14 protein-coding genes are annotated in these 14885 nt (G+C 40.3%); 3 read left to right on the top strand and 11 right to left on the bottom strand.

The window, feature by feature from the left end; translation table 11 throughout:
• Positions 1-81 precede the first annotated feature (81 nt).
• Positions 82-297: an integrase core domain-containing protein gene (locus tag Q371_RS26500; RefSeq protein WP_425388044.1), complete on the top strand. Its 216-nt coding sequence runs from the start codon at positions 82-84 to the stop codon at positions 295-297.
• Positions 298-795: 498 nt separating this feature from the next.
• On the opposite strand, the gene Q371_RS15275 is transcribed toward Q371_RS26500, so the two are convergent.
• The 4 genes from Q371_RS15275 to Q371_RS15260 all read right to left on the bottom strand — a co-directional run bounded on the left by Q371_RS15275 (position 796) and on the right by Q371_RS15260 (position 5301).
• On the bottom strand, positions 796-1656 hold the full coding sequence (locus Q371_RS15275) for an AAA family ATPase (RefSeq protein WP_169743866.1): 861 nt from the start codon (positions 1654-1656) through the stop codon (positions 796-798).
• A gap of 23 nt (positions 1657-1679) precedes the next feature.
• Positions 1680-3803, bottom strand: coding sequence for a Mu transposase C-terminal domain-containing protein (locus Q371_RS15270; protein WP_034341899.1), 2124 nt, complete (start codon positions 3801-3803; stop codon positions 1680-1682).
• Positions 3796-4542, bottom strand: coding sequence for a TnsA-like heteromeric transposase endonuclease subunit (locus Q371_RS15265; RefSeq protein WP_051964527.1), 747 nt, complete (start codon positions 4540-4542; stop codon positions 3796-3798). Before Q371_RS15265 ends, Q371_RS15270 begins: the two co-directional genes overlap by 8 nt.
• A gap of 321 nt (positions 4543-4863) precedes the next feature.
• Positions 4864-5301 carry a helix-turn-helix domain-containing protein gene (locus Q371_RS15260; protein WP_034341898.1) on the bottom strand — a complete coding sequence of 146 codons (438 nt, stop codon included), beginning with the start codon at positions 5299-5301 and terminating at the stop codon, positions 4864-4866.
• A 35-nt stretch (positions 5302-5336) separates the two neighbouring features.
• On the opposite strand from Q371_RS15260, the gene Q371_RS15255 reads away from it, so the two are divergent.
• Positions 5337-5681: a MerR family transcriptional regulator gene (locus Q371_RS15255; protein ID WP_034341897.1), complete on the top strand. Its 345-nt coding sequence runs from the start codon at positions 5337-5339 to the stop codon at positions 5679-5681.
• Between the two features lie 495 nt (positions 5682-6176).
• Here Q371_RS15255 and Q371_RS15250 read toward each other — a convergent pair whose 3' ends face one another.
• The 7 genes from Q371_RS15250 to Q371_RS27095 form a co-directional block, all read right to left on the bottom strand.
• Positions 6177-7061, bottom strand: a complete 885-nt coding sequence (locus tag Q371_RS15250) for a transposase (protein WP_051964525.1) — start codon at positions 7059-7061, stop codon at positions 6177-6179.
• A gap of 353 nt (positions 7062-7414) precedes the next feature.
• Positions 7415-9523, bottom strand: coding sequence for a GAP1-N1 domain-containing protein (locus Q371_RS15245; RefSeq protein ID WP_157442737.1), 2109 nt, complete (start codon positions 9521-9523; stop codon positions 7415-7417).
• A complete protein-coding gene (locus tag Q371_RS15240; RefSeq protein WP_034341895.1) occupies positions 9520-10389 on the bottom strand; it encodes a TRAFAC clade GTPase domain-containing protein in 870 nt (289 codons plus the stop codon). The genes Q371_RS15245 and Q371_RS15240 overlap by 4 nt, the downstream gene beginning before the upstream one ends.
• A complete protein-coding gene (locus Q371_RS15235; protein ID WP_034341894.1) occupies positions 10386-11441 on the bottom strand; it encodes a TRAFAC clade GTPase domain-containing protein in 1056 nt (351 codons plus the stop codon). Before Q371_RS15235 ends, Q371_RS15240 begins: the two co-directional genes overlap by 4 nt.
• Entirely contained in the window at positions 11441-12505 is a 1065-nt protein-coding gene (locus tag Q371_RS15230; protein WP_034341893.1) for a GTPase-associated system all-helical protein GASH, read from the bottom strand. Before Q371_RS15230 ends, Q371_RS15235 begins: the two co-directional genes overlap by 1 nt.
• Position 12506: 1 nt before the next feature.
• Positions 12507-13868: a metallophosphoesterase family protein gene (locus tag Q371_RS15225; protein ID WP_157442736.1), complete on the bottom strand. Its 1362-nt coding sequence runs from the start codon at positions 13866-13868 to the stop codon at positions 12507-12509.
• A gap of 247 nt (positions 13869-14115) precedes the next feature.
• Complete coding sequence (locus tag Q371_RS27095) at positions 14116-14268, bottom strand: hypothetical protein (RefSeq protein WP_157442735.1); 153 nt, start codon at positions 14266-14268, stop codon at positions 14116-14118.
• Between the two features lie 315 nt (positions 14269-14583).
• On the opposite strand from Q371_RS27095, the gene Q371_RS27090 reads away from it, so the two are divergent.
• Positions 14584-14739 (top strand): hypothetical protein, encoded by a 156-nt coding sequence (locus tag Q371_RS27090; protein WP_157442734.1) that lies wholly within the window; start codon positions 14584-14586, stop codon positions 14737-14739.
• The last annotated feature ends 146 nt before the right edge of the window (positions 14740-14885 follow it).

Genomic DNA, 14885 nt, shown 5'->3' with positions numbered 1-14885 from the left:
CTGCATCACAGCGATCGAGGCGTCCAGTACACCTGTGAGGCCTATCAACAGGCGCTACAGAGCCTCCAGGCCACGTGCAGCATGAGTCGGAAGGGGAATTGTTGGGACAATGCGGTGGTGGAAAGTTTCTTCGCTACCCTGAAGTTAGAGTTGGCTTTGCACCGATCCATTGGCAACAGAGAAGAGACGTGTAGGACTGTCTTTTCTTGGGTAGAAGGCTGGTATAACCGTCGTCGCCTGCATTCGTCCCTGGGGTTCTGCTCCCCGGTGGAATTTGAGGAGCAGCAGTGTGGCTGAACTACATGTCAACAAAGGTGTTGCAATTTCATAATGCCATAAGCATGACCGATTGACTTTACTTCTTCAGTCTCAGTCACTCCAGTTCTGAAAAGAACCGTAATCACTGGCAGCCGTACAGGTAGAGTTGCTGCCAGCCTGTCTACATAACTTGCGAAAGATTCATTGGGCTCGGGGTCAATTCTGGTTTTGGGTAGTTGCCTGGGTCGTAAGGTCATGGTTCGTCCTCCATGTCAATGAGAGAAGCCGAGTTGTGGCTGGATTTGATTTTATCGAGCAGACTGATGTCAATAAGTTCATATCGATTACGAATTGCCTCATTCGCAGCAGCTCTTAGTAACTGACTTAGAGGTCCTATCGCACCACCAGTTCTTTGATGTAAATATTTGCTAACTTCAGGGGTGATCAGTGATCCAGAAACATGATGAAACAGCACAAAATGATCTTCGAATGTTTTGATCAATTTGAGCCAATTTACATCTGTTGACAAGAGTGGTTCTACGCTATGAGTGACAAGTCGACCACCCATTTGGGATTTTTTCTGTTGTTGATTTCATCAGAGAATAATGCACTCTTTTTGCAGTCAATTCCTGCAAAAACAAAGGTTGCTGGTATTAAACTCATCAAAGATTTCAAGTGGTCATTTACATCTGCGTCTCTACCTTTTTTTCCTAGCATGTGTATATCATCAATCAAGAATAAGTAAGTGCGATGTGTTCTGGCAAACCTTTCAATGGCATTGGTTAACTCGTTGTGAGTTATGTTTCTTAAATTTCTTGGTAGTGGAATACCATAAAAGTTTGCGATTGCCTCATCTAATGTTTTGGGAGTCGTTTTCTTTTTTAGCGTTATGTAAACAACTGGCATCAGTAGATCAGCCTGATCCGGATTCTTAAGTGGATAGCGTTTGCGAAAATCTTTTTCAAATCGTTTTCCGAGCTCTATAAGGATGGTGGTCTTACCCAAAGTAGGGAGGCCATCAATCACCCCACCCTGCCGTGCCCCCGATCCACCGCGAATATTCAAATCTATCTGGGCAAGAAGGCTGCGGTGGATGGATATCATTGTCTCTGTGATGATAGGGCTGCATCTGGCATGATAATCAAGCCTGGATTCATCGTAGGCTCTCCTTTTTTCTGGACCCCAGTCTCTATATTCATTTAGAGTGGGCAAATTGGGTTTCTTGGAAGATGATTTGTAAACATATGTTCGCCAATCCTCAATCCTGTGGTAAACTTCTGGACTATCATCAAGGCCTTCCAGCTCTATGATGTGTTCAGTGGGGTGAAATCGAGTATGCTTTTCGCGCTGCGATAATTTCGACCTTTGATGTTCTTTGAGTGCTTCGGCTTTTCCCATGAATTTGCCTCCCTTGCTTCGAGTCATAAGTCGCCTCCCAGTTGACTATCTATATCTTCTATGTAGTCATCTGATAAATCAAAAGCTGTTATTTCTTCCGTATTATTGGAAATTATTTCACTGAGTGAAGCTTTCTCCTTTTTTAATCTACTTTCTCTTTTGGATTCTAAAAAATGATTATCATAATCTGTCTCTGCTTGCCTCATGTGTCTTGCTGAATTTTCTGATTTCATATTTTCTTGACGATTTCTAATAGATTTTTTATCAACAGCGATTATATGGGTGAGTAGGCGATCCAAAGCTATTGAAGTTTCTTTTGCTTTTTCGATAGTACTTCTGTCGGATATTAAATGTTTTCGTACTTGATTCAAATGGAAACTATTAAACGGTAGATGGGCATGATCGCTAAATTGGCGTTGCAGTGTGATCCATTTTTTGCTCTCCTTATCAAAAAAATATATATGTGATAAAAGCCTATCATCCACTTTAAAAGGCCATTTGCCTTTTCGGTTTTCAATTGCAGAATCCTGATTGTGGTATTTGATCAAATCTGGATGATTATAAATTATGCCATTTATTTCTACGCCGTAATGATTGATGCGCCTCCAGACAGTTCTCAGGAGGGAAAATATTATATTTTTGCTTACTGGAACATGATAGTATCCTGTTGACTGAACTCCAATATCGAACATTTCAACTGGTGTATGAAATACTTTAGGGACCATTGGATGGTGTAGGCCAGTGTGTGGGGTCTGGTTGTATAAGTTGGCCCATTCTCCAAACAGTCTATCTACCTCAAAAATAAAATAGTAAGCATCTTCATCTGCTTCTTTTCCTCTGCTCTCTGTTGAGTTGCCCAGGTAGCCTGGCATGAACGAGAACAATTGTTCGGTAGCGGTTCTGAATGCTCTTTCGATCTGTGACTTATCGATAGGATTGTAGGGTGTTGACAAATGTATACTGATGGTCAGTGACTCGCAGGCATCTCGAAATTGGCTGCTTAGAAAGATTTTTCCATTGTCTATAACAACTGTATCTGGAGTGAGAGGTGGTATGCTGGAAAGTCTGAGTTCTGGGTCTGCGTCAAAGAGATCAACAATCACAGTCTCAGGAATACCTACATAAGGATATATGCATTCTTTAGGCCAATGCTCATCCATTGACAACGGATGTAGCACATCATATAGCAGTAAAGTTGCATCCACGCCTTTGGGTTCGTACTCGAGAAATCTCCAGGCAACTATTGCTCTGCTGAACAGATCCAATGCAAGGAGCAAACGATACCTGATTTTTTTCCCGGTACTGTCAAAAGCCATTACATCAAAGCGTGAGGCATCAATCAAGACGAATTCACCAGGTCTGATCGCTCTAAACGAAGTGTAGACTTTTTTTGGATGGGCTAAGTGATTACGATGAATGCGGGCTGAGTCTAGGTATCCAGTCCCTTTCAGTATTTTTCTGGCAATTCGGTTAAATACAGGTCGTGATCGCATATGTTCCTCTGGATCTTCGCCTATTTTTATCAAATGCGCTTTTACTTCCTTTTTGAGTACGCTTAATGATCTGGTGGATTTGCCTGCATTGAGTCTGACGACTTCCCTAATTGCGCTAACGAGAATCGGATTGATATGTTCTGCTTGTTCTTCAGTGCGTAACCTGCGATGATCTACCAAGCCATACAGACCCTTGTCTCTAAAACTACGATACAGCCTCCATAATTGACGTCCATTAAGTTTTAGTTCCTTTGATTTACTTTCGATTCGACTTTCGAGTGAACAGAATTTCGGATCATACTGTGGCTGCGGTTCAACTTTTTCAGCAGTACTGGCCTCGCCAGATTTAAAGCCTGTAACAGCCTCCCGAATGTGATCTCTCAGTTCCTGAGCTTCCCTCAGAACGTCTATTGGAATGCTGTCTAAAATTGCTTCATATATGGAACCATCGCTTAACAGATTAACAAAGTCACAGACCTCAAAATCTTCTGCTGAAAGTAGGGTCTGTAGTTGCACAAGCTTTGACGGAAGAAGCGGCTCATCTGCAGACCTCAAGGTAATATGCCTGCCACCAATTTGATCAACCCGATAGTATTGGCCTTCGAATCTGACCAAGGTATAAATTCCAAGTTTCGCTTTGTTGGGACTATCCATGAAGATCGTGCCTACTGTAAGAAACAATGCTGGTGTCCTGGATGGGGTCTTGTAGGTTTATAGTTAATATTTGTTTCCAGAGTAGATGAAACAAAACTGGCCGAGCAAAGTATGGTTTGTCAAAGGCGCCGATCAAGTCCTCAATCGATCTTGCTTGTTCTTGGCAGTGGCTGACCAATTTAGGTGTGATCAGATCACAATAAATGGGCGGGCGTCGGTAACTGGCTAGGAGTCGGAGATTGTAATAGAGACTTCGTCGAGGTTCACTCCAGACTTCATAATCCCATCCAGCATAAGAACAGGTCATTTCGGTGAACTTGAATGCTATTTGATTTCTTTCTGTGGTGACGAATTTTTTGGGCTTTACATCGATAAGCAAATTAGGTAAATCTTTACGCTCACAAAGAATATCTGGTATATGGTGGTATTCGCGATCACCGTCAAAGAAATTAATTACCAAGGGTTGTGGTAAGATTTTTCTGACATTAGGGTCAAAATCTAATAACTGATAAGCAAACAACTCTAGTCGGCTTTCATATTTTATGTGAATTCGAGACTTCGAAAACCAATAATATCCTAATTTATGTTTTTGGCCTCTGAAGTTTCTTGGTATGCGCACCGGTTTCATCCTGGCAGTGCTGAGATCTGCCAGATCAAAGGCTGTGATTGTTTCTATTTGGAGTGATTCTGAACTGAGGTAGCTGAGAACAAAATTTTCTGGGGGAATCTCCTGTTCCATGGTTTTCACCTTTCATGACCCGAAACAGATAGGCCTTGGCTGGAAGCCAAGGCCAGAGGTTTTCTGCAGAACAATTGCAGTTTGGTTGTTGCCTGGTCTGTATACCATCAAAGCAGCAGGACAGCAAAAACATATGGAGAGCTTGTGGAGTCTCTCCTAGGGTTTTCTGTTTACTGCTGAGCAACTACTGAGGTAGTTGTTAGCAACTGATCCAGTAAAGATCAGCTGCAAAAGCGGCCACAAAAGGCCGAGGTATCATGAAAGATTTCTCCCTATGAAAATTCTACAGTGTTGCTCGTCCTGCTGCCAATGGCCTGGAGCTTAATGATGACCATCGGGAGACTTTCGACGGGAAAGCTTCTTGGAGACTCTCTGAGGGGTGGATTCAACCTCAGGAGAATTTTCCTCTGAGACAGCGAAGAGAGTGTCAATGGTGATTCCCAGAGCCTCTGCCACCTGCAGGAACATGCGAATTTTAGGGTTGAAAGATTCTCCAGCATTTTGACTTTCGAACCGTTGGTAGTACCGGAGGTTCCAGTTGAGTTTTTCAGCCATGTCTTCCTGTCGGAGCTGGCGCTCCAGGCGGAGGCGCTTGATCCGCCTCCGAACGATGGTCAGAAAGTCGTCGTGCTGCACCCCAGTATGATTTCGGGCCTGGGGTGCAAATTGAACGCCTTCATAGGCGTGTTGTTTGTCATGTGCAGGACGACTTTTTTGTTTTTCTTCTTTACCCAGCTCTTGACTGTGCAGTGGTCTCATGGTGGAACCTGTGATCGGAGGCACCAAAGCTACACATGACACAAGAACAGAAATACACCATCAGCCAGGTTGCTGCTCAACTTGAGACTAGCAAAAGCAAAATTCGATATTATATTGAAGTAGGTTTAGTCGAACCTAAGGTTTCTGCTGCAAACAAGTATCGAATTTTCGACGAAAATGATATTTTTATTATTAGATTAATCATCGAATTGAGATATCTGGAAATACCTATAGAAAAAATAAAAATGATAATTGATAATCCAAACGAATCATTTGTAGATGCAATATTGTATCAGCATTTACGCCTGTTAAAACAAAGGCGCACGGACTTGGAATACAAGATCGACATTTTGACAAAGATATGCATTCCCAGACAATGAATTTATAAAATGAAACAAAAAGATGAATTATGTTCACAATTTATATGTTTAAGAGTGCTATCCAAGATGATAAAATATCGCCCATGATTCACCGAGCGAATTTAAGATAGTCCAGTGGGAGCATTTGCGCTACTGGAATAAAGTTTGTGCAAGGTTAAATAAGTGAGAAGAATGGCCCATTTGTCACAGCTTTATCGATGTAGTTGCTTTTTAGATTCATGTCCCCTATTTTCATAAGTGATTCCAGGCTTACTAATAGAATTTTGTTAAAGAATTAGGATTATTTTAGACAAATATATAGTAAGCCGAGTTCTGGGCTTCGCAGGGTATGGACTATAGATCGCCTAACTTCTCTTTTAGTCTACAGGAAGATGAGAAAATTAATCTCAGTAATTATACTGCTATTTCAATTTGGCTTGCAGTTTAGTGAATTGGAAATTATGGTAAGATCTGTGCTGGAAATTCGAGTAGAGGTGGTTAACTGATTTGTTCCACTTATCCAGCGACTGAAAGAACATACAACCTGGAGGGCGAAAATAGCTGGTCTTGCAGCATCAGGAACTCTGCGACCAGCACCCAGTGCAACAGCACTCTGGTCACCCGTACTGCCCGGTCACCCCAGTCCTCCAGCTGTTCTGGCTGCTCAGACACCAGAAAACTGAGGATCCAGGCCAGCAAAGACAAAAACAAGAAGCGAATCAGACCCCGCAAGGTCCGTTGGCCAAACTGATCCAGTCCAAAGCGGCCTTTGGCCGTTTTGAAGAACGTTTCAATGGCCCACCTCCGACGACCCCACTGAATCAGCGTCCTGGCCGACACGGGCTGATTGCACAGCACATAGCGCCTTTCGGTTTTTCCCGTGGGATAACGCCGCTCGAACCACGCCACGGTCACCTGCAATTCTGGGGTGTTCAGCTTGACCCAACTCCCGTTGTAGAACAGCTCCTTGACCTTCTTTTCGCCCACTTTACGGTCCCCTTTGGTGGCCACCAGTACGGTCAAACCCAGTTGTGACAGGGGACGCAGGAAATACTGGTTGTCAAAACCACTGTCAGCCATTACTTTGATCTGAAAGCGGCCCTGAAGTCGACGGCACAGAGACTTGATCATGGCCACCGCTAGCTTGCTTTCACTGGCCATCCCTTTGCCTTTCCAGATGGCAAAAGACCAAGGAAATCTAGCGTTGCCGATCAGTAAGTAGACCACCACCAGGTGCAAGCCATACTTGCCATTCAAGCAAGAGACGGGTAGCCCTTTAAATTGGCCTTCTTTTCTCAGCGTGGTCAGATCCACCACCACATCCAGGCTGGGCTTCCGGCCTTTTTTGCGACTGTAGGCTTTGAAGAGTTGCTGCAGAATGTTTTGCTGGACGGCTTTCATCAAGGCCCGGGTGTTCCACTGGGCATGGTTGTAGAACCGACTGGCTGCAGCGGGGCTACTCAGCGTAGCGTGCCTGGGACGGACTTGTTTATTCCCTCTGAGGAAGCCCCGAAGCTGAATCTGGAACAGTTTTCTCTGGTTTTGGTTTGGCAAGAGGGCCAACAACGTGCATAATAGTTCATAGGCGGATCTAGACACTCCGCCTATTTTCATTGTCTCACATGAGCTTTCGGTGATTGAACTGCACAGGATCGCATAGGTGAAACAAATCAGTTAAAGACAATTGAACGCCTCTACTCGATTCTTTTTGAAGATAGATTCAACAGTATTATTTCACTCACACCTCAGGTAGTCTATGGTATTAAGTTCTTTTTGCGTATTTTGTCAACAGTTTCGGTGTTCTTAATAAATTCTATTAGTCTTTTGAAATATTTCCTCGTGGACTTTTCATTCTCTCCATATTTTATCATTAATCGTAAATTTTTATCACCTATCTCCAGATTAAGTATGTCATTGATTTTTACATCAGCATCATTGCAGAACAAGGCAACTGCTCTACGAATTTTCTCACATTTATCCCATTCGTGATAACCAAGAGAAGGCAACCAATCTCTGATAAGTCTCCATATTTCAAATGGCAGATTATCGTTTTCCGCCATTTTATGAAGAATCGGCATAGTGCGTTGAATATATTTAAAGTCACGCATCTGTTTTCTTTTTATAGCTAAAGAAAATATTAGAGCTGCAAATCTTAAAGTAGTTTCTGAAGGATTTAAGTTAATTGAAATATGGTCATACATATCTTCCCAGACTAAGTCGGGTACTTTATCAAATTCACTATTCGCTGGATCAATTGATTTTGATACTAAGTATAAAATATCATAGTTGATTACCTGTGATCCGTGTAGCCACTCGATTATTCTCTCGGGGTGTAATATTGATAATTGCTTTAACTTTTCTACAAATAAAATATTGTTACTCTTATTAATTGAATACCAGTCTAATAACCAAATAATTATTAGTCCTCCAAATAATCTATAGATATCATTAATTAAATTTACGGCATCTGCAGTTAAAATGGAGTTGACAAACAGTTTTTGAACATCAGTTGGCATCGTTGAATAGTATTCTTCTACTATATCAAAGATTTCAGAATTTTCGAGCTGGGTTGATTGCCATAACATGGGAAATTCAGTTAAACGTGGGTTATGTTGCAGCAATAGCGTCTGTAAATTTTTTGGTAAATTCGAGAAAAAGGGTATATCTTTATCGGAGATGGCCATAGATATCCCAGTTATAATTTCAATCCCAAGTGGGTTGTCCCTGAGGGACATTGCGATATTTATTAGTTCAATAGAGGAATTTTTGTGTGTAGACCATATTTTTTCTGCTCTATGTCTAATATCAGTCAAATCAATTTGTATAAATGATATGTCATTTATACTAAGTAAAGCGTTTAAGATAGTAAAATCTGAAAATCCAAAAATGTTTTTATGATTCCCACCATTAATTAAATCCTCTTTAAGCTTCGTTCCTTCATTTTTGTCTTCGAATATCACACTTAAATACTTTAATACACTTTCAAGTGACACATGAGGTGAATCATGAATATATTGAAATATTTTAACTAGCTCTTTCAGGGCTTTCTTTTCATCATAGACGTCAAGACTATATCTTCTTAAAAATAGACTAAGGTTTGAGGGTTGAGGTTTAAGAGTATCTAGAGAAGCATAGGTTGACCATTGAATTTCGTCATTCGACTCAGCAGTCTTCATTGATATATTAAACAGATGGTTGTTATGTACCTGTTCAGGTAACATTAAATCAAAATGTCTATTATCTTCTTCTATCAAAAACGATCCAGCTCGAAATGTAAGAGATCGACGACTTCGAGGCCACAATTGGCTCCAGAACTTTAAAGCTAGCTCTTCCAGTAAACTACTATCTAAATTTTCATGATTTTCATAAATAAAACTATCACTTTTTGTATTGCAATATGATCTTATTAAATCAGCATAAATCATCGTGCTTTCCTTTTCTTGATCAAATGCTTTGTAGTAGGGGGTATTTTGAAATAGCAAGATTGGAGCTTCAACGTGCTTCATGGTGCTATTTTCAGAAGGTGGAACAAAAAATGGGAGAAGAGATAAGCCACTAGTGATTCTGGCAATCTCAGTAAAGCCAATAATTAATGTGTGTGTCCAGACGCAGCCAGGTCTTTTTTGTCTGTGGTCTGGCCAAGTTTTTGCTAAAGCATATGCAGCGACTCCTTTTAGGGGATAGCCAGTTAATATTGAACGATGTAATGATTTATTGGCGCTTGGGTTATAGTCACTCATTGATAGCATTTGTATCTTGGTAAACTCTGGAAGATCTAAAGAGGAGGCAAGTAATTTGTGGCCTGCACTATACCCGTGCAGAGTCTGATGAATTTTAATCGGTTGTCTAAGATCGAAAGTCAAATTTCCTCCATAAGCCATTTTATAGGCTCAGTAATATCATTGCTAGTGTCGGTATCCGAAGCCACTATTATTCTTTCAGATGCATTCTCATGTTCAAGAAGTTGCGCTTTTTGCGTTTGCAAATCTCCTCCCTGTGCACTAATTCCAAAGGTTTTAAAACAAAAATACTCTGGATTAGCAGTTAAATATTGGTATAGTAATGGTAGATTTCCATTTAGCCAATTGGTAGGTAGCTTAAATTTGCATAATGGATCGTTATTCACTAAATCCCAGGCAGAAATTACGATCGCGATCCTTATTTTAGATTTTTTGAATTGCATAATAAACTGCAGTAATTCGACTAAAATGACTTGCGTTGGCGATTTTTCTGGATTCCATACTTTGATTGTAGGTTCTTCTGGGCTCTCTTCTGCTGGCAGCTCCTCATTAAATCTTTTTGAATATGCTCTTCTGACTACAGAAAGAAGTTCGGGTTTTTCTACGCTTGGATGTATGAACAATATATAATTACTAGATTCTTCTACAAGGCTTTTATATTTTCCTTGCCATTGTCTATGAAACCATTGATGAAAAAATGTTTCTCCAGCGAGATCAGGGATTAATATATCATACTCTTTTTCATTAGCTCTATCTTTTAAAGTTAATGGATTTTCATACCATCTTTTTGTGGGTGTTCTTGACAATTCCTTAAACTGTAGCCAGCTTCTTGAGATTTCCGTTAAATATGTGCTATTTTCGGGAAGAGCACTTATTGCTAAACTCGCCTTTGTTTTATTGTTTTTTAGGATATGCCATAAAGCAGCTAAAAAAGTAGATTTGCCAGAATTTACTAAGCCAAGGATCGCGATTTTTTTGCTTTTTTTCAAAGTACTCTCCTTACTTTCCGAGCACCAAAAGATAACCAGCCTCTAAGAGCAGAAATTTTGGGGTGATATGGTTCTATCTTTTCAACCGATTTAGATTGCTCCTTGCGGCTCCATAAAGAAATAAGATTTTCTAATCCAAAGCCGTCTTCGACTTCATTTACCCCTATTGACCTGGCGGCAGTTTTAACAAATGTTATATTGCTGCTACTTGTAAAATCATTTATACAAGCGATCAAGTCTTTATATAGAAATTCAATATATTCTCCTATTTTAGGATCTTTATCTATTGGAATTAGATCCCATTTAGTAATTATAAATTCAATCGGAGTTTCCTTTTTTAAATAGCCAATTTGGAAAAATACTCTAATAATATCTTTAGTATCGCTTAGCAATAAGTGTCTTTGGCTTTTGTCCATAATTTTCTCTCCATCTAGCAATAAAGAAAAATGATTAGCCTTTTCTACAATCATAAGAGATTTTGCATGTTCTAAATCGCTTATGGAGTTTATGAATAGCTCTCCGCTCAAATCACACAATAGAAGAGAGACTGGAGGATAAGAAACTTCTTTGTCTCTGATCTTTAGATGAAGGAATATTTCTGTAGATGTAAGTCGAGTGCGTGGAGTAGAAGGCTTTCCACCTTTTGAAGAAATCCGTGCATTAAAGCACCTTTCTTCAAAGGCTGGGAGAGTCAATGATCCTGCAAAGATAAAATTCTCAAATTTGCCATGCTGAAAGGCATCATTTAGGGAAGCCATTAGAGTTGTCTTGCCGCTTTCTGCATCTCCAGCAAATACAATTATCTTGCAATCCTCTGTTTTTAATAAATTTCTCACTTCATCATAGCTGAATGCTCTACCTTTATGTAAATCATATACAATTTCAGTATCAAAGGATAAATTTTCCAACTCTTCAATAGATAAACCTGTATCGTTGGTGTCGTCAAAGTCTTCCTCAACAATAAATGAACAATCCGTGATAGCTAACCCTTCTAGGCAGATTCCTTGTGTGTTAAACGTACAATCTTTTTGTTTGCATACAAGTCTTTCCATTATAACTTAGCCATTCTAAGAAGTAAAAACTCCAAGTAAAATTGATAGGACAATTCGGTGATGGGCATTTCAATATCGGGGGTGATTCTAATTTTTTCTATAACTGCTTTCACCCACTCACTACCAGTATCGCCTGCTTTTGTGATGGAATATAAACCTGGACATACATCTAGTAGATCGGATTGCTTTATGTCTCCTAATAGCTCCTCTTTCCATTGTTTATCTATGAAAGCAATTACTGCGGAAATCGAAGTATTTTGCTCATTGCCCCCGGGAAAAATACTAAGCAAGATTTGCTGGAGTATATAGTATGCTGCTGGAGAGCTTGGATAAATATCTACCATTTCTACTAACTCAAACGGTAGGTAAAGAACTGCCTCTTGTTTTGTAAGATTGTGAAATTCTTTGTCAATGCTGTATATTCTTCTGTTAATAATCCACCACATTATATTACTTTCCTCTTTGAAAACTTTGTGAAGATCTAGAATTTTTGGTAAGTGCTGACTCACGTTATTGATTTTATTAATTGCTGAAACTAAATTGCCTAGAGTTGAAGCATCACTGACGGATGTTGCTTTCTGCAGTGCTGTTAATTCTTTACTGATACTGTAGGCATCAATCTTAGGAATTTCACCAATTTCGCGTACTTCTCTGGAGCGTTCGCTTATATATTGCTCCGCATAATCCGTAAGTTGTTCTATAACTGGTCCATTGCGCTTTCTCCTGAATGATGCCGATAGAATAGCTGCAGCAGCAAATGAAGCCATAGAAGTTTTCTTTTCATCAAGTAGAGTTGCTAGTGTTGCACCAGCTAAAATATGCAACTCCTTATCATTGCCTTCCATGATGAAAGTAATATCGTGACTCTGAAAAATCTCCCTAAGTTTTGGTGAAAAACTTACTTCATTTGAGGGAAAACCAAATGCCAATTTTATTAGATCTATTATTTTATTTTTAGTAAGATTCTTTAGAACATCACTGATAGAATCGCTTCTATACGACACAATCTCTTTGCTTAGGGTGATTTCTGTCTTTTGGAGCCATGTTGTCAGGAGTCTGTGCATTTCAATTTTTCCTTTCGAAGGGGTTATCGTTTCCAAAATTATGAGGAGAGAGTTTGCTTAATTCCTCCCATATCTTATATAATCCTAAAGTTTTCTCGGCACGATTAAAGATTTCTAGCTTTAGATCGATCTCTGGTAAATTTGAATCTGTATCAAGAAGAAGTTTATGTTCCAAAGCAAAAGAAATCAAATTTATATAGGATAGTGACATGAACTGATAAACCAAGTCACGCTTTGGTTGCACCTCAATCACCTCCTCGCTAATTGCTTCACCCTGAAGAGGTAACTCAATAAAAGGAGTAGCAGCTTTCTCGGATTTAATTTTTGCCCTAGAGCGTAAGGGTTGAAGAGGAATCTTGAAGCTTCTATATTCTTTCCCCGCATTCGCGTGTTGGTAAACTGCCTGAAAACTTCGGTCCCTTTTATTCCATTGACGCTCCCAGACCTCGATCAGTAGATTGTGGTGATTTTCTGTAGACTCAATATCAATTCTTATAAGATTGTACCTAGGATCATAACTATCTTCGTTCCTGGATGGATGTAGAGCACCGGAGGCTAACCTAACACTTTTTCCGTTGATCAAATCTAGTCTAAGATCATGTTTATGGCCATATATCTGAATTGCGGAGCGGTTGATCAATAAATCTTCAATATTATCCCATTCATATATCCAATTGAATGGATGATGGCACATAAAAATGTAAATTACCCCATCTTCATTGGGAATCATAGCTTGAACTTCTCCAACAATCAATTTGTTGTCACCAGAATTGTCAAGATGGCTAGAAATTAGAGCGGAATTTGCACCTCTAATTCTCAATCGATATCCAGCGTTTAACTGGAAATCCTCGCTGTCCCAAAAAAGTTTGTTGGCTGTAGTGATGCACTCGTATTTTAAGGCAAACGAGTTGTACTCTCTTAAAGGGCTCAATAGCAATTCCGCATTTCTATCTCTAAGGAAACCTCTAAGCTTATCATCTAGCTTTTTGATATCGGTTCTGCACGTTAATCTCAGGCTGTTATGCAGATCTTGAAGCATTGGACTGTCTTGTATTGCTCTGCGGTTTATATCGTGGTTGCCTGGTACTACCCAAACCTTACTTTCCTCGCAACCTATGGTGTTACATAGTCTTTTTAGCCAATCTGATGCAATTTCATATTCTTTTTCGCTTCCAGAAAAAGCAATATCTCCACTTATTAGAACTCCATCGATATTTTCTATTTTATCTAGAAGGTTTTCGGCATCAATTAATAACTGCTGACGTAAATCACTGTCTAGATCATTATGCTCTCCCTCACTGTATGCTTTGAAGTGAATATCTGAGAGATGAAGGAATGTGAGTGGATGAGTTATTGTTTCCATCCTGAAATTATACACTGGCTCTCCTCAGTTGAGAATCTGGTACGTGCGCCCGCAGTTTGCATATACACTTCCTGAGAATCTGAATAAAAACTATGTTACACAATAATAGATTGAAATTTGTTGTCTCTAAAACAACAACAGATCTGCACCTTACTCTAGCCTTTAAAATTATTGATCATTGCATTTATTCCGAGAGAAACCCATGACGGCTTTGCCTCACAGGGCCGCAGAGTCGATGTGGCCCACCTCAAAAGTGATAGGGGCCTTCGTGTAATTGAGCCACACTTCCAAGCGCAGGTAATCCAAATTCACCTGTCCCTGCCTTGAGGGTGTTTCCAGAAAGCGAGCCAACACCCTGACTGAGTGGAAAATGGGCTTCATCAGCAGACAAAAATTCCATTTCAGAAATGTAGTAGGCTCCAGTCAACCTGGCTCGATTGGGGAACCAATCGTCCGCTGGTTCACCAGAGCTGCTTAAACCCGCTTCTGGCTATAAATAGTCTTCCAGAGCAAGGTGAACAGCTTCCAGCAGAGCTGTCTGATGCGCCAAGAGCTTTTCTCGGTTTTCTGGAGGCAACCCAGGTGAAAACATCAAAGCATCACCTGGATTCCAGGAGGGAGAGCTGATCCGGTAGAGATGCAATCGCTCAGCCATACTTCACAGTAAAGGACAACCGTCACAGAAAGCTCCAGGCCTTCTGCATACTTTCTGAACATGTCCTGGTACCCTTTACACTGGACCCGTGAACAATTGGAAGAACGCCGTTTGAACTTTGCCCTTTCCTCTGAGAAATCGTTGCAGCACTGCAAAATTGCGTGTGAGCACTATCGCATCAGTGTGACCACCTTCTACGCGTGGAATAGCTACTGACATTTACCCCTTACTGCCTACAAAAACGCTCTAGTTAGCAGAAGGCTCAGTGCTAATTGCATTATGCTTAATACATAAATACCCGTGAAGCAGGGACGAATTATGAGGAGTAGAAAAAAATGAGAGCCCCTTTCGGGGCCTCATGG

Origin of the sequence: Deinococcus misasensis DSM 22328 (assembly GCF_000745915.1) — a bacterium.
Classification (GTDB): Bacteria; Deinococcota; Deinococci; order Deinococcales; family Deinococcaceae; genus Deinococcus_C; species Deinococcus_C misasensis.
Note: the sequence above shows the minus strand (reverse complement) of the source record. Positions and strands in the feature narration are given on the sequence as shown.

Excerpts from the sequence above, each read along its gene's own strand:
- Q371_RS26500 (WP_425388044.1), top strand. The coding sequence starts at position 82 with ATGAGTCGGAAGGGGAATTGTTGGGACAATGCGGTGGTGGAAAGTTTC.
- Q371_RS15275 (WP_169743866.1), bottom strand. The coding sequence starts at position 1,656 with ATGGGAAAAGCCGAAGCACTCAAAGAACATCAAAGGTCGAAATTATCG.
- Q371_RS15270 (WP_034341899.1), bottom strand. The coding sequence starts at position 3,803 with ATGGATAGTCCCAACAAAGCGAAACTTGGAATTTATACCTTGGTCAGA.
- Q371_RS15265 (WP_051964527.1), bottom strand. The coding sequence starts at position 4,542 with ATGGAACAGGAGATTCCCCCAGAAAATTTTGTTCTCAGCTACCTCAGT.
- Q371_RS15260 (WP_034341898.1), bottom strand. The coding sequence starts at position 5,301 with ATGAGACCACTGCACAGTCAAGAGCTGGGTAAAGAAGAAAAACAAAAA.
- Q371_RS15255 (WP_034341897.1), top strand. The coding sequence starts at position 5,337 with ATGACACAAGAACAGAAATACACCATCAGCCAGGTTGCTGCTCAACTT.
- Q371_RS15250 (WP_051964525.1), bottom strand. The coding sequence starts at position 7,061 with ATGAAAGCCGTCCAGCAAAACATTCTGCAGCAACTCTTCAAAGCCTAC.
- Q371_RS15235 (WP_034341894.1), bottom strand. The coding sequence starts at position 11,441 with ATGGAAAGACTTGTATGCAAACAAAAAGATTGTACGTTTAACACACAA.
- Q371_RS15230 (WP_034341893.1), bottom strand. The coding sequence starts at position 12,505 with ATGCACAGACTCCTGACAACATGGCTCCAAAAGACAGAAATCACCCTA.
- Q371_RS15225 (WP_157442736.1), bottom strand. The coding sequence starts at position 13,868 with ATGGAAACAATAACTCATCCACTCACATTCCTTCATCTCTCAGATATT.
- Q371_RS27095 (WP_157442735.1), bottom strand. The coding sequence starts at position 14,268 with ATGGAATTTTTGTCTGCTGATGAAGCCCATTTTCCACTCAGTCAGGGT.
- Q371_RS27090 (WP_157442734.1), top strand. The coding sequence starts at position 14,584 with ATGTCCTGGTACCCTTTACACTGGACCCGTGAACAATTGGAAGAACGC.